Genomic DNA, 23434 nt, shown 5'->3' with positions numbered 1-23434 from the left:
AGCTCTATTTTTCGACTTCGGGGGTCCACGAGGGCGGAGCCCCCGTGCGTAGCTCTTGAATTCGACTGAATGGGGGTGACACGTGGGGGCTTGTGCAGCCCCCACGTGCGCTGGTCAGTTCGCGAGGTCGTCGACCGTGGCCGACTCGTTGCGCGACAGGTTGATGCCGAGGTTGGCCGCGGCGCGCTCGAGATCCTCGTCGTCGGTGTCGGCCATCTCGATCGCGGCGCCGTCACTCGACAGCACCTCGACGTTCAGGCAGAGCGACTGGAGCTCCTTGAGGAGCACCTTGAACGACTCGGGGATGCCGGGCTCGGGGATGTTCTCGCCCTTGACGATGGCCTCGTACACCTTCACGCGGCCGACCACGTCGTCCGACTTGATCGTCAGCAGCTCCTGCAGGGTGTAGGCGGCGCCGTAGGCCTGCATGGCCCAGCACTCCATTTCACCGAAGCGCTGGCCACCGAACTGGGCCTTACCGCCGAGCGGCTGCTGGGTGATCATCGAGTACGGACCGGTCGAGCGGGCGTGGATCTTGTCGTCGACCAGGTGGTGCAGCTTGATGATGTACATGTAGCCGACCGACACCGGGTACGGGAACGGCTCGCCGGAACGACCGTCGAACAGCGTCGCCTTGCCGTCACCGTTGACCATCACCTCGCCGTCGCGGTTGGGCAGCGTCGAGGACAGCAGTCCGGTCAGCTCCTCCTCACGCGCACCGTCGAACACCGGGGTGGCGGTGTTGGTGTCGGGAGCCGACGAGTACATGTCCTCGGGCAGCTTCGACGCCCAGTCGGGCACACCGCTTGCGACGTCGATGTTCCAGCCGGCCTTGGCGATCCACCCGAGGTGGGTCTCCAGGATCTGGCCGATGTTCATACGACGCGGCACACCGTGGGTGTTCAGGATGATGTCGACCGGGGTGCCGTCGGGCAGGAACGGCATGTCCTCCTGCGGGAGGATCTTGCCGATGACGCCCTTGTTGCCGTGCCGGCCGGCCAGCTTGTCGCCGTCCTGGATCTTGCGCTTCTGCGCGACGTAGACGCGGACGAGTTCGTTGACGCCCGGGGGCAGATCGTCGTCGTCGTCGCGACTGAACACGCGCACACCGATGACCTTGCCGGTCTCGCCGTGCGGCACCTTCAGCGAGGTGTCGCGCACCTCGCGGGCCTTCTCACCGAAGATGGCACGCAGCAGACGCTCCTCCGGGGTCAGTTCGGTCTCGCCCTTCGGGGTGACCTTGCCGACCAGGACGTCGCCGTCGCGGACCTCGGCACCGATGCGGACGATGCCGCGCTCGTCGAGATCGGCGAGCACCTCGTCGGAGACGTTCGGGATGTCCCGAGTGATCTCCTCGGCACCGAGCTTGGTGTCGCGGGCATCGATCTCGTGCTCCTCGATGTGGATCGAGGTGAGGGTGTCCTCCTCGACGAGACGCTGGCTCAGGATGATCGCGTCCTCGTAGTTGTGACCCTCCCACGGCATGATCGCCACGAGGAGGTTCTTTCCGAGGGCCATCTCACCGTTCTCGGTGCAGGGGCCGTCGGCGAGGACCTGGCCGGACTCGACGCGCTGCCCCTCGTCCACGATCGGACGCTGGTTGGCGCAGGTGCCGTGGTTGGAGCGGGCGAACTTGCGCATCCGGTAGGTGTCGCGGGTGCCGTCGTCGGCCATCACGGTGACGTAGTCGGCGGAGACCTCCTCGACCACACCGGTCTTGCCGGAGACGATGACGTCACCGGCGTCGACGGCGGCACGCAGCTCCATGCCGGTACCGACCAGCGGCGACTCGTTGCGCACCAGCGGCACGGCCTGACGCTGCATGTTCGCACCCATCAGTGCGCGGTTGGCGTCGTCGTGCTCGAGGAACGGGATCATCGCGGTCGCGACGGAGACCATCTGGCGCGGCGACACGTCGAGGTATTCGACCTGCGCGGCGGAGACGAACTCCACCTCCGAGCCCTTCTTACGCACCAGCACGCGATCGTCGGTGATGTTGCCGTCGAGGTCGTAGGCGGTGTTGGCCTGCCCGATGAGGTAACGATCCTCCTCGTCGGCGGTCATGTACTCGATGGTGTCGGAGACGACACCGTCGATCACCTTGCGGTACGGGGTCTCGATGAAGCCGAACGGGTTGACCCGCGCGTACACCGACAGCGAACCGATCAGGCCGATGTTCGGGCCTTCCGGGGTCTCAATCGGGCACATGCGGCCGTAGTGGCTGGGGTGCACGTCGCGCACCTCGAGGCCGGCGCGCTCACGGCTCAGACCACCCGGGCCCAGCGCCGACAGACGACGCTTGTGCGTCAGACCCGACAGCGGGTTGTTCTGGTCCATGAACTGCGACAGCTGGCTGGTGCCGAAGAACTCCTTGATCGCCGCCACGACGGGACGGATGTTGATCAGGGTCTGCGGGGTGATCGCCTCGACGTCCTGGGTGGTCATGCGCTCACGCACGACACGCTCCATACGCGAGAGGCCCACGCGGATCTGGTTCTGGATCAGCTCGCCGACGGTACGCAGACGACGGTTGCCGAAGTGGTCGATGTCGTCGACCTCGATCGGCACGTCGAGCGATTCCGGCCCTGCCACCTTGGCAAACGACACGGTGTGCGGGTCGGCGTCGTGCAGGCGCACCAGGTACTCGACGGTCGCGGCGATGTCCTCACGGGTGAGGGTCGCCTCGCCGGTCATCGGGTTGTCGGTGAGACCGAGCTTCTTGTTGACCTTGTAACGGCCGACGCGGGCCAGGTCGTAGCGCTTCTCCTTGAAGAACAGGTTCTCCAGCAGGTTCTCCGCGGACTCCTTGGTCGGCGGCTCGCCCGGACGCAGCTTGCGGTAGACCTCGAGCAGCGCCTCGTCCTGGTTGGCGGTGTTGTCCTTCTCCAGGGTGGACATCATGATCTCGGAGAATCCGAAGCGCTCGGAGATCTCCTCGTTGGTCCAGCCGAGGGCCTTGAGCAGCACGGTGACCGGCTGGCGGCGTTTGCGGTCGATACGGACACCGACGGTGTCGCGCTTGTCGACGTCGAACTCGAGCCAGGCACCGCGGCTCGGGATCACCTTGACGGTGTGCAGCGTCTTCTCGGTGGTCTTGTCGATGTTGGCATCGAAGTACACGCCCGGGCTGCGCACGAGCTGACTCACCACGACACGCTCGGTGCCGTTGATGATGAAGCTGCCCTTGTCGGTCATGATCGGGAAGTCGCCCATGAACACGGTCTGCGACTTGATCTCACCGGTGTTGTTGTTGATGAACTCCGCGGTGACGAACAGCGGCGCCGCGTATGTCATGTCCTTGTCCTTGCACTCCTCGACGGAGGCCTTGACCTCGTCGAAGTGCGGGTCGGAGAAGGACAGCGACATCGATCCCGAGAAGTCCTCGATCGGGGACAGCTCGTGCAGGATGTCTTCGAGTCCGCCGGTGGGGCGCTCGTCGCCGCGGCTGATCGCCTTGGCGCGCCATTCCGGCGATCCGACGAGCCATTCGAACGAGTCGAGTTGGAGATCCAAGAGGCCCGGTACCTCCAGGGGTTCGCTGATTTTTGCGAACGAGGCGCGGTGTGGTGCGCCGGGGATGGTGGTTGAGGTGGACTGGCGGTCGACTGCCAAGGTGCGTCCTTCCAACACGATGTGTTCACTGCCTAGCGTGGTGTGGCTGATAGGGCCGTTCGCTGGTGACAAACCTGGATCGGCGATCACCGCAGCTCACACAAGGTGACTGGAAGGAGAATCGTTAGATGGACAGGAGGCAGCCAGCGCAACGTCCAACTATAGCAGGAAAGCGACACCCTGTGTCAAGCAGGCGTAAACGCAACCGCCGACCGGTGTCGTGAGAGCGAGTCGCGCGATGGCTGCCGACGCGATATTCGCTGGTGACAGATTGGCCCGCCGGGGGCCCCACGTCAAGCGCTACGCGCAGATTTGTGGAAGAAAAATTCGAATGACACCGCGACTTTCACGCCTGTCTACAGGTCGGTGAACTTCTCGACGAGCCACTGGTCACCCTGCTTCACCATCGACACCTGATACCGCGAGATCAGGCTCTGCGTCGGCGCGCCGTTGGCGGTGCCCGACACGACGAAGTTCACCAACAGGGTGGCCGTCGAGCCGTCGTCGTCGCCGGACATGTCCGACACCCCGATCGCGTCGACCTTGCAGTCGTTGGTCACCTCTTGCTGACCGAACTGCTCCTTGATCGCCGGCACCGCGGTGTTGAACTGACTCAACGCCTCACCGGTCATCATCGGCCGGACCTCGCCGACCCACTTGTCGAAGTCCTTGCTCCGGGCCGAATTGATGGTGCAGATCTTGGTCTGCGCCTGACCGGTGAGGTCGGTGGTCGCGGCCTGGTCGATGAACGCTCGGTTGGGACCGATGGTCGCGCCCGGATGCAGTCCGAGTACCAGGGCAACGATCCCCAGCACCACCGCCACCGCGCCGACGATCGCGATCAGCCGCGTCGAGTACCAGGAGAACTCACGGGAACGCTTCTGGGACTTGGCCTTTCGACCCGGACCCGTCTTGCCACCGGCTTTCCCGCCGGCCGACTCGGGCTGCGGTTTGATCGTCGACACACGCGCCACCGTCCGCTTCTTCGCGGTGGGTTTGGCGGTGTCGACGGTGGTGTCGGGTTCGGTGGTGTCGAGTTCGGTGGCATCGGGTTCGGTGGCATCGGGTTCGGTGGCCGGGGCGTCGGACGTCGATGCCTCGTCGTCGCCCTCCTTGTCGGCCGCGTTGTCATCGTCACGCTTGGTGAGCGAGACGGTGGCCTTGTCGGTCGCGGACACGGGAGCGCTGTCGGTGGAGTCCTGAGCGCTGTCAACGGTGTCTTTAGCGCTGTCAACGTCAGGCTGAGCGCTGTCAACGTCAGGCTGAGCGCTGTCAACAGTGTCGTGAGCGCTGTCAACGACCTCGGGAGCGCTGTCAGTGGAGTCCTGAGCGCTGTCAACGGTGTCTTTAGCGCTGTCAACGACCTCGGGAGCGCTGTCAACGGTGTCTTGAGCGCTGTCAACGTCAGGCTGGGCGCCGTCAGTGACCTCGGGGACGGTGTCGACGGGGCGTTGTGAGCCGGCGACCTTGGGCCGGTAGCCGGGGCGTCGTTGCTGCGGTTTGCGGGCCATCAGTTACCACCTGCCGGAGCCTGGGTCGGGGCGGGTGTGGCCGCCGACTCGGTGGGAGCAGCGCTGGTCGAACCGTCGTCGGCGTAGGAGATGCCGTCGAGCGGGCTCACCTTGACGGCCTTCCAGGTGTCGCCGAACTTTTGCATGCCGACCAGGAAGCCCATCGTGCTGGGCGTCTCGGTGGCCTGACCGGGCATCTTGCCGGTGACGGCGAGGTACACCAAGATCTGCGCGGTGCCGTCGTCGGCGCTCACCTCGGTGGGAGCCGAGCGCACCACCCGTGACGTCGTCGAACCGACCTGGTCACCGGCGGACTGCAATTGCGGGTCCAGCGTCGCGACGACCTGCTGGCGAACCTGCTCGAGCGCGTCGCCGGCGAAGCTGGCCTGCAGCCGCTGGTTGAACGCATTCATGTTTTTCGGGTCGATCGTCGTCACATTGAGCATCGCCTGCTCGGCGGCGCCGGTGGCGTCGTCGCGGGCCTGCTGCGCCGGGTTCTCCACCGCATACACCTGGTATGCCCGGTACCCGTAGTACGCAACGCATCCCAGCGCTGCGATCACCGCGAGCACCGCGACAACGGCTGCGACCTTGCGGATCAGAACATCATCCTTCGTCGTCATCGCGCGTCACTGTAACGATCGGACCTGAGAGGTTGCCAATCACGCCAACCGCTCCCCTGCCGCCGCGTCACCCGCCCACGCCGTAGCCGAATCCACCCGGCTTCACCGGACGCACACCCAACAGATAGGCGAGCTGGGTGGCCAGCGGATTGAGGTTCAGCTTGTCCGGATCCTTCTTCGGCGTGGAGTCCCACGGCTGGACGGTGTCCGGATTCGCGTACTCGACGCGCTGCGCGCTGCGCACACCGGTCGGATTGCCGAACGGCACGTCACACGACGCGTTCGTGTTGAACGGGAAGTCGTCGTAGCGGATGTCGAAGGTGGGGTCCTTCTCCTTGATCTTCTTGATCATCTCGTTCGTGCTCTCATAACCCTTGGTGCACGCCGGCGGGTTGTTGGTCTCCAGCACGACGCCGAAGTGGATCTGACCATCACCCGGTGCCGGGGTGTGGCTGCCCGCCGACAATGCCGAGAGCATCGCGAAGGTCCCCGACGTCATGAAGGTGGCCGGCTGGATCTCGCGGGCCACCCCGGCCAGATCCCCGACAACCTTGCCCAGATCGTTGCCGTTGCGCTGGATCAACTCCGAGAGCTGCGTCGCCGACGCGATGCCATTGGTGAGCAGCCGGCGGACATCCGGATCCGCCGACGCCAGCGTCGCGGTGACCAGGTTCAGGTTGCGTGACCACGTCAGGATCTCGTCGGACTGCGCCGCCTGGGTGGACAGCACCACATCGGAACTCTGGATCAGCGAGATGGTGTCACTGAGATTGTCCGCACCCGCCTTGGCCAGGGTGTTCAACGAGTCGACCAACCGCGTCAGGTTGTCGCTCTGCCCGTTGAACGCCTTGCCGAGTTCGACGATGACGGTGTGCAGATCGTCCACCGGAATCGAGTCGGTGAAGTTGACCGCCGAGGCCACCACATCTTCCAGCGGCGCCGGGATCGACACCTTGTCCGGCTCGATCGTCGACCCGTCCTGCAGGTACGGACCCGACGCCGAACCGGACGGCTGCAGATCGATGAACTGCTCACCGATCGCCGACCGTTCGGCCACCACCGCAACCGCCGACGCCGGGATGTCCGGGCCGTCGGAATCCATCTCGAGGGTGACGTTCACGCCGGTCTGCGTCAGTGTCATCGCACCGACCCGACCGGCCGGGATACCCATGTAGGTGACCTCGGCGTTGGTGAAGATGCCACCGGACTGCTTCATCTCGGCGGTCACCGTGTAGGTGCCCACGCCGACGAGCTTGTCCAGGCGTGCGTACTTGGCACCGACATAGACGATCGCGAGGATGCCGACGACGGTGAAGGCGATCAACTGAATCTTTACAAGTCTGCTGATCATGAACTCACCCCCATCGACGCCAGTGTCTTGTCGAGAATGCCCTGCCCCTGGGCCGGCACCGGGGCGTAGGTGGCCGGATAGGTGCCACCCGACGGCGGTGTGTTCGGCCCGGGCCGGGAATTGCTCGACGGGGGCAGCAACGTGATCGTCGGCCACCCATACCGCGGACCGTTGCCGTTGTAGTACGGGTTGGCGCTGTTGACCGGCACCTGGTGACGCTTCGGCGGCGAGTAGACCGGGTTGCCCTGGCCGACGCCGAGCGCCTCGAGTTGGTTGAGCGTGCGCAGATCCAGCGTCATGAACAGGTTGGTCGAATCGCCGTGCACCGCGGGCAGCAACGAATCCGGGAACGGATGCGTCAGCATCAGCGGTGCCGCGGTGATCAGATCCGGTGCGGCCTTGGACAATTCGGTCAGCACCGGACGTAACGCCTTGAGGTCGGTGACGATCTCCTCACGCGCGCGGCCGAGCACATCGGTGCCGACCTCGCCGAGCTTGTCGAGCTTGGTGAGCAGATCCACGAACTGCGGACGCTGCTCCTCGAGCACCGCCACACCGGCCGGGAGTTCCTTGAGGATCCGGTCGATCTGGTCGGTCTGCGCCGCGGCCCGTGACGACAACTTGTCGAGTCCGTCGATCGCGGTGATGATGTCGTCGCGTTGCCGGTTCAGGGAGGCGATCAGCGTCGACGCGTTGTCCAGCAGACCCCTCCACTGATTGGTCCGGCCCTCGAACGCCTTGTTCAGTTCGGTGACGATCGGTTGCAGCTGATTGAGGCCGCCACCGTTGAGCAGCATCGACAGCGCGCCGAGCACCTGCTCGATGTCGGTGGCGGTGCGGGTGCGGTCCAGCGGGATCGGCTGATCCGAACCCTGACGCGGCGCCGAGGTGTCCTGCGCCGGATCCTCGAGCGACACGAACTTCTCACCGAGCAGCGAGGTCTGCTGCACCGCGGCCCGCGCCTCATCGGACAGGTCGACCTCGTTCTTCACCTTGACGGTGACCAGCGCATACCACTGATTGTCGGGCACCTCGATGCTCGTGACGCGGCCGACGGCGATGCCGTTCTGTTTCACCGCCGACTGCGGCACCAGATCCAGGATGTCGCTGAACTGAATCGTGTAGGTGCGCGGATTGTCACCCACGTCGACGCCGCCGGGCAGCGGGATCGACTGGATCCCGTTGCTGCCACATCCGGCCACCAGCACCACCATGGTGAGCGCGGTGAACGTCCACACCATCCGGGCACGGATACCCCTGAATCGCAGGGGTTTCCGAATCGATTGCACACTCGCCATCTCAGTTCCCCCCGTTCCGGGTGCTCGGAGCGGTCGAGGTCGCAGGCGTCGGGGCTGTCGAGGTCGAGGCCGGCCCCGGATTGAGATTGCGATCGGGCGTACCGGGAACCGTGCCCGGCACCGGGTACTGCTGCAGCTTGCCATTGCTCATGATCCCGAACGGCAGCACCGGCAGGATCGGGGTGAGCACGTTGTCGTTGATCTGGTCGGCGATGTTGACGCACTGGTTGATCAACGGGGCAAGAGTGTCACTGAACTGCGTCGCCGCCGGGTTACCCGGCAACAGCTGCCCCAGGTCGAGGAACTTGCACTGCGGGGCGAGCAGATTCTGCAGATCCGGGATCGTCAATCGCATGGCGAGCGTGCCGGACTCGGCGTCGTAGGCGTTGATCAGGTTGTTGATCGTCAGCGGCAGCACCGTCAGCACCTCCTTCAGCGAAGTCTTCGTATCGAGCAGGGCCTGTGTGGTCGGCTGCAGATCCTTCAGCGTCTGACCGATCTGCTCCCGGTTGTCCTGCACGAACGTCGCCACGTCACCGAGGGCGTAGGACAGCTTGTTCAGGGCGGTCGCGAGTTGTTGACGTTCGCCGGCCAGGAAGCTGTTGAAGTCGGCCATCTGAGAGTTGAACTGACGCACCTGCGCGTCGTTCTCCCGCAACGCCCCGACGAAGGTGTTCAGATTCGTGATCGTGTCGAACAGGTCGCCGCTGGAATCCGACAGCGTGGTGCTCGCCTTGGACAGGTTCTCGATGGCAGAGCCGAGCTTGTCGCCGTTGCCGTCGAGGTTCGCCGCGCCGGTGCGGATCACCTCGGTGACCGCGCCGTCGGAGTTCGCGCCGTCCGGGCCGAGTGCCTCCGACAGCTTCTGGACGCTGGCATACACCTGGTCGATCTCGACGGGGACCATCGTCTGATCCCGCGAGAGCGTGATGTCGTTGCCGGCCTTCGGGCCGCCCGAGTAGGCGGGGGTGAGCTGCACATACCGGTCGGCGACCACCGACGGGATGATCTGCACGGCCTTCACGTCGGCGGGCAGGTCGACGCCGCGGTCGACAGTCATCGTCACCTTCACGTTGTCGCCGTCCGGTTCGACGGAGTCGACCTTGCCGACGGCCACGCCGAGGACCCGGACATCGGAACCCTCGTAGATGCCGACCGACCGCGCGAAGGTCGCGGTGACCTTGGTGGTGCCGATGGCCGAGAACAGCCACCACAGCACTCCGGCGACGATCATCGCGATGATCACGCCGAAGATGATGTAGACGATGTGACGTGGGGTGAACCAGCGACCGGGTCCGGCCGTGGTGGTGAGATCGGGAGCGGCCGACATCATCCGGTTGCCTCCGTTCCACCGTTGTTCTGCAGCACCTGCTTGTTGGGCAGTCGCGTCGTGTTCTGCTGCGGCAATGCCGGCGGCAGCAGGTTGGTGACCACCGACTCGAACCAGCGGCCGTTGCCGAGCACGTTGGCGTAGAGCCGGTAGAACGGCGCCATGTTGGTGATCGCCGCCCGCAGGTTCGCGTTCTGCTTGGTCAGCAGTTCGTTGACGCCCTTGAGCGCATCGAGTGCCGGGCCGATCTGCTGCTCGTTGTCACGCACGATGCCGGTCAGTGCCGTCGACAGACTCGTCGTACTGGCCAGCAGCGCGGAGATGTTCTTCTGCCGGTTGTTCAGTTCGTCGAGCAACTGACCGGCGCCGGCGATGAGCCTGACGAAGGTCTCGTTGCGGTCGGCGAGGATCTTGGAGGTGTCCTTGGTCGCGGCGAGCAACTTCTGCACCTGCTGATCGCGGCTGGCGATGGTGTTGGACAGCCGCGAGATGCCGTCGAGTGCCGGCCCCATGTCGCCGGCGGTGCCGGAGAAGGCCTCCGACAGCGTCGACATCGACGTCGCCAACTGATCGGTGTCGAGATCCTCGATCTGGGTGGTCGCATCGGAGAACGCCTCGATGACGTCATACGGGCTGACCGTGTCGGTCAACGGCACACCCGGATCGGCGAGCTCGCTGCCGCGCGGGTTGAGCGCGAGGTACTTCTGCCCGAGCACCGTCTTGATCTGGATGGACGCCTGCGTCTGGTTGCCGATCCAGGTGTTGGACACGCGGAAGCGGACGTCGACGCGGTTGCCGTCGAGGGCCACGTCGGTGACCTCGCCGACCTTCACGCCGGCCACCCGCACCTCGTTGCCGGATTTGAGCCCGGCGGCCTCGGTGAACTTTGCCGTGTAGATGGCGGCCTGACCGACCAGCGGCAACGACGTCAGATAGAACGCCGAGATCGCCACCATGAGCAGGATCGCGATACCGATCCCGCCGATCGACACGGGGCTGCGATGACCCCCGAATCGACGATGCGGATGCGTGTTCTGCTTCGGTGCCGGCGCGGACTCGGCCCCCTGGGAGCCGTCTGCCGCGGTGTTGTCATGCTCGGTCATCTCTCATCACCCCCCGGGCTGTCCGTCTTTCCAGCAACGGGTCGCCGCGCTGGTGTAGAGCACATGGTTGATGTCGGGCAGCGGTACCACCGGCTGCGTGAGCAGGGTCGACTTGCCGTTGCCGGCCACCACGTCGATGCCGCACAGATAGAACTGGAACCACGATCCGAAGGTGGCCGCGCGCCCGATCTTCTGCAGCTTCACCGGCAGGTTGGTGAGCAACTGGTTGACGTCGTCGCTGCGGGCGTTGATCTGATCGGCCAGCGATTTCAGTCCGGCGATGTCACCCTGGATGGCCGGTCGCGACTGCGACAGGATCGACGCGGTCACCGTCGTCAGGTTGGACACCGACGCGATGGCCGATCCCACCGAACCACGTTGCGCCGCAAGGCCTGTCACCAGCTGCTCGGTGTTGTCGAGCAGCGAGGTGAAGTTCTCGTCGTTCTTGTTCACCGTGTCGAGCACCTTGGTGAGGTTGACGATCAGATCACCGATCACCTTGTCGCGGTCGGCCAGCGAATTGGTCAGCGACGAGGTGGACGAGATGAGGCTGGAGATGTTGCCGCTCTCGCCCTGGAAGATCTTGATGATCTCGTCGGACAGGGTGTTCACGTCCTCCGCCGAGAGCTGCCGGAACAACGGCTTGAACCCGTTGAACAGTTCGGTGAGGTTCACCGCCGGATGCGTGTCGCGGACCTGCGGGTCGGTACCGAAGGTGAATCCGGGCGACACCGTGTCATCGGCGTCGCCGGCTCCGCGCTCGAGCGCCAGATACCGCAGACCGGTGAGGTTGCGGTACCGGATGTAGAGCTGGGTTCCGGCCGGCAACGAGCGGTTGACGTTGAACTTGACCATGGCCTTGTTCTGGTCGTACACCGCCACATCGGTGACCTGGCCGACGCGCACACCGGCGATGCGCACGTCGTCGCCCTTGTTGAGCAGGGCGGCGTCGGTGAAGACGGCGTTGTACTTGCTGTCGCCGTCACCGCCGGCATTGGCGATGGTCAGCGCCAGCAGGCTGGTGGCGACGACGGTGACGACCGCGAAGGTGATCAGTTTGATCAGCGGTCCCACGAGAGACTTCACTGGATGTGCACCTCCGCACCGGCCAGCGCCGAGCCACCGAGCATAGCGACCCAGGTCGGCACGTCCGCCGGACGGGTGCCGGTGGCGCTGCCGTAGATGAGCTTGAGCTGGGTACGGAAATCCGGGTCGTCGAAGGCCGACTGATGGATGACGCCCACCGGGGTGGTGGTGAACTGCGGTTGCGGCAGCGTCGGCACGTTACGGGGACCCGCATTCCGGGACGGCGGCTGGTAGGAGCCGTCGGCCAGTCCGCCGCCGGGGTACTGCGGGAACGGACGGCCATTGGTCGCCGGTTCGTAGCAGACCGCGGGCGGATCGGTGTCGAAGAACCGCGGCTCGTCCTGGTTGGGCAGATATCGGCCACGCGGATTCACGAACTGCAGGTTCACACGCACACCCGGATTGTCGGTGTCGGCACCGACGATCTTGCGGGACTCCGGGACCAGCGTCGCGAAGTTGTGGAATGTGCAGACGAACGTCGGTGACTGCTTGGCCAGGCCGGTCAGCAACTGCTCCGAGTCGACGAAGAGGTCCACCACGTTGTTGCCGTTGCGCTGCAGCCAGCCGGTGGTGTCGGTGGCGGCGACGCCGAGGGTGGCGATCAACGTACGCAGGTCACCCTGGCGTTCGACGATGGTGTTCGACGTGGTCCGGAAACTGTCGAGCGCGTCGATGACGTCGGGTAACGCCTCGGAGTAGGTCTGCGAGAAGGATGCGAGTCCCTGGATCGTGCCCTCCAGCGCCGGGAGATTCCGGTTGATCCCGGCGAACACGGTGTTGAGGTCTTCGACGGTGGCGCCGAGCTTCTCGCCACGCCCCGCGAGCGCCTGCGACAGCGAGGTCAGGGTGACGTTGAGGTCCTGCGGCGGGATCGCGTCGAGCACCGGCAACAGTTTGTCGAACAGATCCTGCAGTTCCTTGGCGTTGCCGGAGGAGTCGGTCTCGATCGTGTCGCCGTTGGTCAGCGTCGGACCGCCGGTCGTCGTCGGCACCTGCAGGTCCACATACCGCTCACCGAACAGCGTCTTGGGCAGGATGCGCGCGGTGGTGGTGGCCGGGATCTGATCGGCCATGTCCGGGTTCAGGCCCAGCTCCACGTTGACGCTGCCGTCGGCAGCGGGGTCGACCGAACGCACCTCGCCGACGACCACGCCACGTGCCTTGACGTCGGCGTTGGCCGGCAGTGCGTTGCCGACCGCGTCGGTCTTGAGGGTCACCGTGGTGAAGTCGGTGAACGTCTTGTTGAACTTCATGATCGTCACCGTGAAGAACAGTGCGACCACGACCAGGAATGCGATGCCGAGAAGACGGCGGCGCAGCGTCGCCATCTCGGCTAACCCCCCACTCTGACGGTCGTCGTGGTTCCCCAGATCGCCAGACCGAGGAAGAAGTCGAGCACCGCGATCAACACCAGTGCGGCACGCACGGCGTGTCCGACGGCCACACCCACACCGGCGGGGCCACCGCTGGCGTAGTAGCCGTAGTAGCAGTGCACCAGGATGATCACGAACGCGAAGATCAGGACCTTACCGAAGGACCACAGCACGTCCGCGGGCGGTAGGAACAGATTGAAGTAGTGGTCATAGGAGCCACCGGACTGCCCGTTGAACACCGTCGTGATGACGCGGGAGGCCAGATACGCCGACAGCAGGCCCAGCACATAGAGCGGGATGACGGCGATGAACCCGGCGATCACCCGGCTCGACACCAGGAACGGGATCGACGGCACCGCCATCGATTCCAGCGCGTCGATCTCCTCGGAGATGCGCATGGCGCCGAGCTGCGCGGTGAAACCGCAGCCGACCGTCGCCGACAACGCCAGGGCCGCCACCAGCGGCGCCACCTCGCGGGTGTTGACGTACGCCGAGAGGAATCCGGTGAGTGCCTGCGACCCGATCTGGTCGAGGGCCGCATAGCCCTGCAGGCCGACGACGACGCCGGTGAACCCCGACATCAGCACCATCACGCCGACGGTGCCGCCGATGACGGCGAGTCCACCGGAGCCGAAGGCCACCTCGGCCAGCAGCCGCAGCACCTCACGGGTGTAATGCACCAGCGTTCGCGGGATCCACACCAGGGTGCGGCCGTAGAAGGACATCTGGTCGCCGGCGCCGTCGAGGATCTTCAGCGGTTTACCCGCGATCTTCTTGGCCTCGTAGAGATAGTACTCCGGGCGGCTCTTGGCGATGGTCACGCCGCTGTTGGCCACTGCTAGCTCCCCTTCGGCGGGACGATCTGCAGGTAGACCGCCGTGATGATCAGGTTGGCGAGGAACAGCAGCAGGAACGTGATGACGACGCTCTGGTTGACCGCGTCACCGACGCCCTTCGGACCACCCTTCGGGTTGAGTCCCTTGTAGGCGGCGATGACACCGGCGATGACACCGAAGATCGCGGCCTTGACCGTCGAGATCCACAGGTCGGCGAGCTGCGCCAACGCACCGAACGAAGCGAGGTAGGCGCCGGGCGTACCACCCTGGACGACGACGTTGAAGAAGTAGCCACCGCCGATGCCGACGACCGCGACCAGACCGTTGAGCAGGATCGCCACCAGCACCATGGCCAGCACCCGCGGCACCACCAGGCGCTGGATCGGGTTGATGCCCAGCACCTCCATCGCGTCGATCTCCTCACGGATGGTTCGCGAGCCCAGGTCGGCGGCAACCGCCGACCCGGCCGCACCGGCCACCAGCAGTGAGGTCACCAGCGGCGATCCCTGCTGGATCACCACGAGCACGCTGGCGGCGCCGGTGTACGACTCGGCGCCGAGCTGCTTGATCAACGACCCGGTCTGCAGCGACACGATCGCGCCGAACGGGATCGCGATGAGCGCCGTCGGCAGGATCGTCACGCTGGCGATGAACCAGGCCTGCTGGATGAATTCCCGGAACTGGAAGGGCCGGACGAAGGTCTGGCGCGCGACATCCACGAACAGCTGAACGATGTTGCCCGTCTGGGCCAGAGCACTCGTTCCGGCTGCGGCGATCTTGTCCGCGCCACGCGTGGTGGCATTGGCCATTCTCTGTTAACTCCGCCCGCCGCCGTGTTTCGGCGTCTTGGTGGTGTCGACCTGTTGGGTCGCCTGCTCCGCTGGCGGCACGTCCCACTGCTGGGTGGGAGCGTCGTTGCCGCCGAAGTCGTAGGTGTCGGTCTCGTCACCGGGGTATTGCTGTGCGAAGTTCTGTTCCTCGCGCTGATAAACGTCGGTCGGGGCGTCGGCGACGGCGACACCGCCGGCCGCGGGCGTCCATTCGCCGCCGGAACCCTGCGCGGCGCCCTGTCCCTGTCCCTGTTCGCGGGCGTGGGCGTCGTTGGCGGCGCGGACATCGTCCTCCTTGGCCATCGATTCGCGGATCGCGCGTTGGGCGTTCTCCGGCAGCGACGGCAGCAGTTCGAGCACCCGCTCACGATGACGGGCCACCGCCTTGCGTTCGGGCATACCGGGATTGGGCTGCACCTGCGGGATGATCTCGGAGAAGTCGTCCTTGGTACCGCCGCCGCCGATACCGGCCGCCTGCATGGCCTCTTCCTGCTTCTGGACCGCCTCGTCCTTCTCCTCGGACATGCCGATCGGACCGAAGCGGTCACCGGAAAGGAACTGCTTGACCACCGGCTGGTCCGAGGTGAGCAACTGCTCACGCGGACCGAACATCACCAGCTCCTTACGGAAGAGCATGCCGATGTTGTCCGGGATGGTGCGGGCGATGTTGATGTTGTGCGTCACGATCAGGATCGTCGCGTCGATCTGGGAGTTGATGTCGATCAGCAACTGCGAGATGTAGGCGGTACGCACCGGGTCCAGACCCGAGTCCGGCTCGTCGCACAGGATGATCTGCGGGTCCAGCACCAGCGCGCGGGCCAGGCCGGCACGCTTGCGCATACCACCAGAGATCTCACCGGGCAGCTTGTCCTCGGCACCGGCCAGACCGACCAGGTCGATCTTCTCCATCACGATGTCGCGGACCTCGTTCTCCTTCTTCTTCGTGTGCTCACGAAGCGGGAACGCGATGTTGTCGAACAGGCTCATCGAACCGAACAGCGCACCGTCCTGGAACAGCACACCGAACAGCTTGCGGATCTCATACAGCTCTTTGGCCGAACACTGGGTGATGTCGGTGCCGTCGATGATCACCGACCCCTGCTCGGGATGCAGCAGACCGATCAACGTCTTCAGAAACACCGACTTACCGGTACCCGACGGCCCCAGCAACGCACTGACCTCGCCTTCCGGCAAGGTCAACGTCACATCACGCCAAATGTTCTGAGAACCGAACGACTTAGTGAGTCCCTCGACACTGACCTCAACACCCACTGCATTCCTCCAGACGATCACTGCCCCCAGTGACACTTCGTGCGAAGTGACACTCGCCGGCGACATTTGTGGTTGGGGTCACTCTAACGGACTGACAGTTCACGACCCACCACACTGTTGTCGAACCCTCTCCAGCGCGGAACGTGAGGGAATCTACCTCTCGGTAACTTATCCCTCGGGCGATGACATTAGCGGATCGAATCGGATCCGGAAAGTGGGCCCGGTTCCATCTGTGGCGGCGACGTGAGCCGCGCCTCTCTCGTGCCCGATCCCTCCCAGATCTCCCGGACCCGGGCGAACGGCAGCCACCAGGAGATCACCAGAACGAGGAGCAGCCAGATCAACGACGAGTTGCCGTAGATGTTCTCCCACCATCCCCAGCGCAGTTCGTTGAGCTGTGCGCTCGGCAGGAACAACGACGGGCCGGGCAGTTGCGCCACCAGACCCAGCACGCCGAGCGTGATGAACACCCACGCGACGGTTTTCGACGAGACCCCGGCAATGGTCGGCGGGGCATCGGGTAGCGGCTCGTCGTTCTGCGGCTCCCGCAGCGCTCGCAAGGCCCGTACGCCGACGACGAGGAACACCAGGATGTACACGCTGGTCAGCACCCAGTGGTGAATCCAGGCGGCCGGGGTGGCCAGCAACGCCACCGCCCAGGCGGCCAGGAAACACAGTTCGTACTCGCGGCGCTTGGCCAGATGCCACGCGAGCACCAGACAGTAGAGCCCCGCGATCGCACACAGCGGCAGCCACCAGTGCGAACGTTGGCTGTCCGACATCCCCATCCGGGCCAGCACGCCGGCGATGCCCTGGTTGTAGACGAAGGCCAGCCCGCCGATGCGGTCCGGGTCGAACACCGTCGACGTCCAGTACTTCAGCGAATCCGACGGGACGATCGCCCACGCGATGCCGGTCGCGACGACGAATCCCACCCCGACGTTGATCGCGGCCCGCCACTGCCGACGCGCGATGAAGTAGATGATGACGACCGCGGGGGTCATCTTGATCGCCGCGGCGATGCCGACGAGGAGTCCGCGGTAGGGCTCGGCCCAGGCGGGTCGCCGATCCCACAGGGTGTCGGCGATGACGAGGCCGGCCAGGATCAGGTTGATCTGTCCCAGATCCAGCGTGATCCGAACCGGCTCGAGCTCGTAGGCGATACCCGTCAGCAGCAGCGTCCAGCCGATCGGGAGGTCACCGCACCCGACGCGGCGCAGCAGCACCCGGATCAGCCAGAACGTCAACAGGCACCCGATGACGAGGAAGATCACCGACAGCACCCGCACCGGCAGCCAACTCATCGGCACGAAGGCCAGCGCCGCGAACGGCGGATAGGTGAACGGCAGGATGGAATCGTTGGCCTGCGGCATCGGCCCGTCGTACAGGTGCTGCCCGTGGAAGAGGAACTGGCCGCCGTACCGATAGATCTGCAGATCGACCGGCGGTCCCCAGAACTTGGTGGGTCCCAGATGCACCAGCCACGGCTGTCCGAACACCCGGCACACCCCGAGGAACAGGACGACGGCCCCGATGATGTTGATGGCCGTGAACGCCCGACGGGGCAGCACTGCAGTCACGCGCGGAAATACTAGTCGGCGAGGGTGCGACGCCGGTTCGCCGGTTCCCTCGGCCGCGTCAGGCCGTTGTCGTTGACAGCGCCCGCCACGACGTTGACAGCGCCCTGTTCGTCGTTGACAGCGCTCACCCCGTCGTTGACAGCGCCCTGTTCGTCGTTGACGGCGCCCTGGTCGTCGTTGACGGCGCCCTGTTCGTCGTTGACGGCGCCCGCCTACTCACCGACGGCGCTCACCCCGTCGTTGACGGCGCCCTGTTCGTCGTTGACGGCGCCCGCCTACTCACCGACGGCGCTCAGTTCGACGCCGACGGCGTCCTCAGACAGCACGAAACCCGGGACAGACTCGCTGTCCCGGGTTTCGCGGGTATGTGTCAGGCACGCGCGTAAGCGCGGTGACCCACAGGCGCCGAAGCGCCGGGAATCACTTGACGGAGACCTTGGCGCCGGCCTCTTCGAGCTTGGCCTTGGCAGCCTCGGCGGCGTCCTTGTCGACCTTCTCCAGGATCGCCTTCGGAGCACCCTCGACGAGGTCCTTGGCTTCCTTCAGGCCCAGGCCCGAGACAACCTCGCGCACGACCTTGATGACCTGGATCTTCTTGTCGCCGGCAGCCTCGAGGACGACGTCGAACTCGTCCTGCTCGGCAGCAGCCTCGGCGGCACCGCCGGCAGCCGGAGCACCGGCAGCCGCAACGGCGACCGGAGCAGCCGCGGTGACCTCGAAGACCTCTTCGAACTTCTTCACGAAATCGCTGAGCTCCAGCAGGGTCAGTTCCTTGAACTGATCGATGAGCTCGTCAGCGGTGAGCTTCGCCATGGTGGCGTCCTTCCTGTCTGTCCCCGGTTCGGGGGTAAGTCATCCCGACCGGGATGGGGTGTGTCTCCCGCGGAGCGGGAATGGTTCTTGCAGTGGCGAGTGGGGTATTACTCGCCGGCTTCTTGCTGCTGCTTCTCCTGCAGGGCCGCGGCGAGGCGCGCCACCTGCGATGCCGGCTGGTTGAACAGGCCGGCAGCCTTTGCCAAGTTGCCCTTCATGGCACCGGCGAGCTTGGCCAACAGGACCTCACGGGTCTCAAGGTCGGCGATCTGTTCGATCTCGGCCACGGACAGCGCACGGCCGTCCATGAACCCGCCCTTGATGACGAGAGCCTTGTTGTCCTTGGCGAACGTCTTGATCGCCTTCGCGGCCACCACCGGCTCGCCTTCGATGAAGGCGATCGCGGTCGGACCGGTGAACAGCTCGTCGAGCCCTTCCACGCCCGCCTTCTCGGCGGCACGCTTCACCAGGGTGTTCTTGGCGACGGAGTAGGTTGCACCCTCACCGAGGGAACGACGCAGTGCGGTGATCTGGCTGACGGACAGGCCACGGTACTCCGTGACGACTGCAGCCGTGGCGCCCTCGAACTGCTCGGCGATCTCTGCAACTGCAGAAACCTTGTCGGACTTGGCCATACTTCGCCTCCTTCCTCATCACTCGAGTTGAGTTTGGTCAGGGTTCAAGGCAGAGGACCGAGGTCGGGATGACCCGAGAGACGACAAACGCCCCGGCACACAGAAAGGCACGGGGCGTCACACTCAGAAGCTCGCCACAGGGGCGTGATCTTCGGTTGTTCCTCGTTCTCCCTGCGTGGGCCGCCGACTTTCGTCGTCCTTCGATCGGGATCACTCCCGATGACCAACGGTCTCTGGTTGAACCGATACGACGCGGCATTGCGCGTCACACCGAGGAATAACGGTACCGGAGCAGGGGTCGACAACCAAATCCGTGGGCGCAGGCTCCCACCGGAGTTCCGGCGCGAACCTTCCCGCGCAACCATTCACTTCCCGCGTTGCGAGATGAGTGCGCGGGAAGTGAATGAGTGCGCGGGACCGGGCACCAGGCCGCCCGAGCCGTCATCCATCCGACCAGCCCACCTGTCCAACTGGACGGTTTTGCCCCCAAACGCCAAGCTGTGACCTGGCCTTTTACCTCCGTGACACAAATGCGTCCGACCTGGTTGCCTATCCGATACCTGCCATGCACTATCGTCGGCGGTCGGAAGTGATGTGCGACACAAAGTGTAAAACCAGTTTCACTCGCTTCCGCGGACACGAGGGGGTGTGCGAGGCGGCGTCCACGCCGTCGGGCATCCCAGGCAGGGTGAAGCGCCATGACGTACCAGCTGGACACCAGTTCGATTCCCCGTGCGACGCCGCAGCGCGCGACGCCGGTCGGTGCCCCACACTTCGGCACACTGCCCCTCGGCGATCCCACCGGCGGCGCCGACGGGATCCGCTGGCGCGAGGCCGTCGACGGCGAGCAGACCTACCCGCGCGTGGTCATCGACCGCGACGTCGCGATCACCATGAGCGACGGCACCCGCCTGCGCGCCACCGTCGTTCGCCCCGCCAACCGCTTCGGCCAGACCGTCCTGACCCCCTATCCGGCCGTCGTCAACATCAACCCGTACAACCGGGCGGCGGTCGACCTCATCGACACCACCACCCACGCCCCGGCACTGGGCAAGGCGCTGCGGTCGGCGTCGGCGTCCATCGACGCCACCGGCACCGCCCTGGCCGGACTGACCCGGCTCACCGGCACCCTCGCCGGCGGCATCCTCGACGTCTTCGGCATCAACCGCTCCCTGGTACAGAGCGGATACGTGCAGGTGATCGTCGACGTCCGCGGCACCGGCGCCAGCGAGGGCAAGTGGCAGATCCTCGGCCAACGCGAACAGCAGGACTCCGTCGAGGTCATCTCCTGGGCCGCCGAACAGGACTGGTGCAACGGCAAAGTCGGATTGGCCGGCTGGTCGTATTCGGCGATCAACTCGCTACAGGCCGCCGACAAACGTCCCGCCGAACTCGGCGCCGTCTTCGCCGTCGAGGGCTGCGACGACATCGTCCGCGACATCTACATCACCGGTGGCATGCCGTCGGCGTTCATCCCGCTGTGGTTGTCGGTGGTCAACATCCTCAAGTGGGTACCCAATCCGTCGACCACCCTGCGTGACGTCCTCCGTGGCGATTCGCTGAAGTTGCTGCGCGATCGCATCGCCTCGCCGGCAACCGAAATCCCCTCTCTGCTCTGGGGATTCCTCACCGCCCGCGACGACCGCATCTTCGACGACCCCTACTTCGACGAACGAGACCCCCAGGTCGACCGCATCGACGCCCCGACATTCACCGTCGGCGGCTGGCACGACCTGTTCGGACGCAGCGCCACCGGCATCTACGAGCGTATGACGCTGGAACCCGGGCGCAAGCAGATGCTGGTCGGCGACGGCTACCACTTCGACGTCGGCACCGGCCAGGGCGGCGCGTCGGCCCCACCACGGCTCGACGTCCTCGAACGCGCGTGGTTCGACCGGTGGCTCAAGGGCCACCGCAACGGCATCGAGTTCTACGGCCCTGTCACCATGCTGCAGCAAGGCGGATCCTGGACCGCCGGAACCGCTTTCCCGCGCACCGGGGTGCGACCGGTGAAGCTTTTCCTCACCGAGGAGTCAACCGACACCGCCTCCCACGCCGTCCACGACGGATCGTTGAGTTCAACTCCCGCACACGGCGTTTCGTCGCTGCACGTACAACCGGACCTGCGTGGACTGGTCTCACGCGACATGACCCAGGTGACCGCAGGCGCGTCGATGGTGTTCGGTGACCGCTTCACCCTCGACGCCCGCTTCCAGGAACGCGGCGGCCTGTCGTTCACCAGTGCACCGGTCACCGAGGCCACTCAGGTCAGCGGTGCGATGAACCTGCGCCTCAACGTCGCCACCAACGCCCATGAGGCGATCTGGGCGGTCACCGTCAATGATGTTGCGCCCGATGGCACTTCGACGGTCCTCACCAACGGTGCACTGTCGTCGTCGAATCGCGCGCTGGACCGCTCGAAGTCCACCTACGCCTCCGACGGCAGCCTGCTCGGCGCCCACCACTTCCTCTCCCGCAAGCGCAAGCTGCCCGTCCCCGCCGACGAGCCGGTCCGCATCGACGTCGATCTCGTGCCCACCGACGCCGTCCTGCAGCCCGGGCACCGCCTGCGCGTCGACGTCTACGCGGCCAGCTTCCCTCGGTATCTGACGGTGGTGCCCGACCTGATCAAGGCCCGCGGCCGGCAGCAACGCCTCGTCCTCGACCCCGACAAACCCAGCTACCTCACCTTCTGCTCCGGCGGCACCTGGTAACCCGTCGAGGGGCGCAATCCCGTTGCAGCGCCCTGAATTCCCGCCCTGAATTCCGTTGACAGCGCGCACCACAACCCAACCCACAGGTCTGGACCCGACCACCTACCCCACGAACCGCTCCGCAAAGCGTGTCATCAGATCCGGTCCGATCCCGCACGCCGCAAGGTATCCCGCCGTGTCACCGTGTGTCGCGGCCATAGCCGCATCCGCCGACCGCAGGTAGTCGACGTGCACTCCGAGGTAGTCCACCGGAATCGATTCGGCATCTGGATGTCGGCGAATCACCATCTGCCGCAGGTGATCCACCGCGTCATTGCTGCGGAGATAGTCGGCGTGAACCGCCGTCTCCGGCACACCGGCGGCCCGCAGCACCGACGCCACCGCCCAGCCGGTGCGGTCCTTGCCGGCCGCGCAGTGCACCAACACCGATCGTCCGTCGGCGATCGACTCGACGATGGCGAGGATCGCCGCCGACGCCCCGGAAAGACCCGGATAAGTACGGTAGATGTCGGACATGTGGCCGCGCACCGCGTCGGCGGACATGCCACGCGCGGAGAAACTCGACCGGTCCACCGCGAACGGCAACAACCGCCCCCGCACATGCCCGGGCAGCGCGTCATAGCCCTCCGCGTCGCATTCGGCCGGCGCGCGCAGGTCGATCACCTCGTCGACACCGAGGTCGGTCAACGCCGCCCGACCGTCGTCGTCGAGGTCCCCGAGGTGCGCCGACCGCAGCAGCATCCCGGGCCGGACCGACCGGCCGTCGGCCGTCGGCAAACCCCCGACGTCGCGCACATTGAACGAACCGGACAGCACGAGATCGTCACCGGAGATCGGAAGTCCCATGCCGCCCACGGTAGCGGGCCACTCGGGATATCCCACCAGAGACCGCAGCTCACCCCACTCCGGAATCCGACAGGATCACCCGGTAGACGAATCCCGCTTCCGGCCCGAGAACGGTACCGACCAATTCGGTCAGCGTCAGCACGAATCCACGGCCGTGTGCCGGTCCGTCACCGTCGTCGAGGTGATGGGCGAGCTCATGCAGCACCACCAATTCCCTGAGCGCCCAACGCCCTTCACGACTCTCCGGTATCGCGATCTCGGCAAGCGCGGAGCGGTACTCCGCGGACCGATGTCCGCGGCGGGCGCGCACGGTGACCGGAATGCCTGCTCGCGGGAATCGCTCCCGCACCGCAGGCATCGCCAGCACCCGATCGACGTAATCACCGACCGCTTCGGCGGAGGAGAACAGCGCCTCGCTGGGCAACGTCAGTTCGGTGCCGGCGATCTGCACGGTCCGCGACGACCCGCCCGAGGCCTGCGCGGCCCGATCGAACATGCGCTGCACCAACGCCTCGGCCTCATACAACCGAGAGCGCCCCACATCACGCGGGCTCATCGAATCGGCTCCCTGCGCTCACCTGCCCGATGCTATCGGCGCCACGCCGACGCGCCACACCTCGT

Annotated in this window: 18 protein-coding genes; 1 reads left to right on the top strand and 17 read right to left on the bottom strand. The window is 65.6% G+C overall.

Features of this window, described 5'->3' with window-relative positions; all coding sequences use genetic code 11:
• Positions 1 to 114: 114 nt before the first annotated feature.
• The 15 genes from rpoB to rplJ all read right to left on the bottom strand — a co-directional run bounded on the left by rpoB (position 115) and on the right by rplJ (position 19253).
• Positions 115 to 3612: a DNA-directed RNA polymerase subunit beta gene (rpoB, locus tag ACWETB_RS08980; RefSeq protein ID WP_452210667.1), complete on the bottom strand. Its 3498-nt coding sequence runs from the start codon at positions 3610 to 3612 to the stop codon at positions 115 to 117.
• A gap of 356 nt (positions 3613 to 3968) precedes the next feature.
• Positions 3969 to 5123, bottom strand: a complete 1155-nt coding sequence (locus tag ACWETB_RS08975) for a hypothetical protein (RefSeq protein ID WP_452210665.1) — start codon at positions 5121 to 5123, stop codon at positions 3969 to 3971.
• Complete coding sequence (locus tag ACWETB_RS08970; RefSeq protein ID WP_452210663.1) at positions 5123 to 5746, bottom strand: hypothetical protein; 624 nt, start codon at positions 5744 to 5746, stop codon at positions 5123 to 5125. The genes ACWETB_RS08975 and ACWETB_RS08970 overlap by 1 nt, the downstream gene beginning before the upstream one ends.
• A gap of 67 nt (positions 5747 to 5813) precedes the next feature.
• Positions 5814 to 7097: an MCE family protein gene (locus ACWETB_RS08965; RefSeq protein WP_452210661.1), complete on the bottom strand. Its 1284-nt coding sequence runs from the start codon at positions 7095 to 7097 to the stop codon at positions 5814 to 5816.
• A complete protein-coding gene (locus ACWETB_RS08960) occupies positions 7094 to 8338 on the bottom strand; it encodes an MCE family protein (protein ID WP_452210823.1) in 1245 nt (414 codons plus the stop codon). Before ACWETB_RS08960 ends, ACWETB_RS08965 begins: the two co-directional genes overlap by 4 nt.
• A 58-nt stretch (positions 8339 to 8396) precedes the next feature.
• Positions 8397 to 9725: an MCE family protein gene (locus ACWETB_RS08955; RefSeq protein ID WP_452210821.1), complete on the bottom strand. Its 1329-nt coding sequence runs from the start codon at positions 9723 to 9725 to the stop codon at positions 8397 to 8399.
• A complete protein-coding gene (locus tag ACWETB_RS08950) occupies positions 9725 to 10828 on the bottom strand; it encodes an MCE family protein (RefSeq protein ID WP_452210659.1) in 1104 nt (367 codons plus the stop codon). The genes ACWETB_RS08955 and ACWETB_RS08950 overlap by 1 nt, the downstream gene beginning before the upstream one ends.
• Positions 10829 to 10834: 6 nt before the next feature.
• Positions 10835 to 11914 carry an MCE family protein gene (locus tag ACWETB_RS08945; RefSeq protein ID WP_449741419.1) on the bottom strand — a complete coding sequence of 360 codons (1080 nt, stop codon included), beginning with the start codon at positions 11912 to 11914 and terminating at the stop codon, positions 10835 to 10837.
• A complete protein-coding gene (locus tag ACWETB_RS08940; protein ID WP_452210657.1) occupies positions 11911 to 13242 on the bottom strand; it encodes an MCE family protein in 1332 nt (443 codons plus the stop codon). Before ACWETB_RS08940 ends, ACWETB_RS08945 begins: the two co-directional genes overlap by 4 nt.
• A 5-nt stretch (positions 13243 to 13247) precedes the next feature.
• Positions 13248 to 14123 carry an MlaE family ABC transporter permease gene (locus tag ACWETB_RS08935; RefSeq protein WP_348804927.1) on the bottom strand — a complete coding sequence of 292 codons (876 nt, stop codon included), beginning with the start codon at positions 14121 to 14123 and terminating at the stop codon, positions 13248 to 13250.
• 2 nt (positions 14124 to 14125) lie between these two features.
• On the bottom strand, positions 14126 to 14932 hold the full coding sequence (locus tag ACWETB_RS08930; RefSeq protein WP_348804928.1) for an MlaE family ABC transporter permease: 807 nt from the start codon (positions 14930 to 14932) through the stop codon (positions 14126 to 14128).
• A 6-nt stretch (positions 14933 to 14938) separates the two neighbouring features.
• On the bottom strand, positions 14939 to 16225 hold the full coding sequence (locus tag ACWETB_RS08925) for an ABC transporter ATP-binding protein (protein WP_449741422.1): 1287 nt from the start codon (positions 16223 to 16225) through the stop codon (positions 14939 to 14941).
• Positions 16226 to 16413: 188 nt separating this feature from the next.
• Positions 16414 to 17805, bottom strand: a complete 1392-nt coding sequence (locus tag ACWETB_RS08920) for a glycosyltransferase 87 family protein (protein WP_449741423.1) — start codon at positions 17803 to 17805, stop codon at positions 16414 to 16416.
• Positions 17806 to 18225: 420 nt separating this feature from the next.
• A complete protein-coding gene (gene rplL / locus ACWETB_RS08915) occupies positions 18226 to 18618 on the bottom strand; it encodes a 50S ribosomal protein L7/L12 (protein WP_348804931.1) in 393 nt (130 codons plus the stop codon).
• Positions 18619 to 18725: 107 nt separating this feature from the next.
• Positions 18726 to 19253: a 50S ribosomal protein L10 gene (gene rplJ, locus ACWETB_RS08910; RefSeq protein ID WP_449741424.1), complete on the bottom strand. Its 528-nt coding sequence runs from the start codon at positions 19251 to 19253 to the stop codon at positions 18726 to 18728.
• Positions 19254 to 19951: 698 nt separating this feature from the next.
• On the opposite strand from rplJ, the gene ACWETB_RS08905 reads away from it, so the two are divergent.
• A complete protein-coding gene (locus ACWETB_RS08905) occupies positions 19952 to 21967 on the top strand; it encodes a CocE/NonD family hydrolase (RefSeq protein ID WP_452210653.1) in 2016 nt (671 codons plus the stop codon).
• A gap of 102 nt (positions 21968 to 22069) precedes the next feature.
• Here ACWETB_RS08905 and ACWETB_RS08900 read toward each other — a convergent pair whose 3' ends face one another.
• Complete coding sequence (locus ACWETB_RS08900; RefSeq protein WP_452210651.1) at positions 22070 to 22813, bottom strand: tyrosine-protein phosphatase; 744 nt, start codon at positions 22811 to 22813, stop codon at positions 22070 to 22072.
• A gap of 49 nt (positions 22814 to 22862) precedes the next feature.
• Complete coding sequence (locus tag ACWETB_RS08895) at positions 22863 to 23369, bottom strand: TIGR04338 family metallohydrolase (protein ID WP_452210649.1); 507 nt, start codon at positions 23367 to 23369, stop codon at positions 22863 to 22865.
• Positions 23370 to 23434 lie beyond the last annotated feature (65 nt).

It is taken from the genome of Gordonia sp. NPDC003950, assembly GCF_053605205.1.
This window is presented reverse-complemented; position numbering and strand designations above follow the sequence as displayed.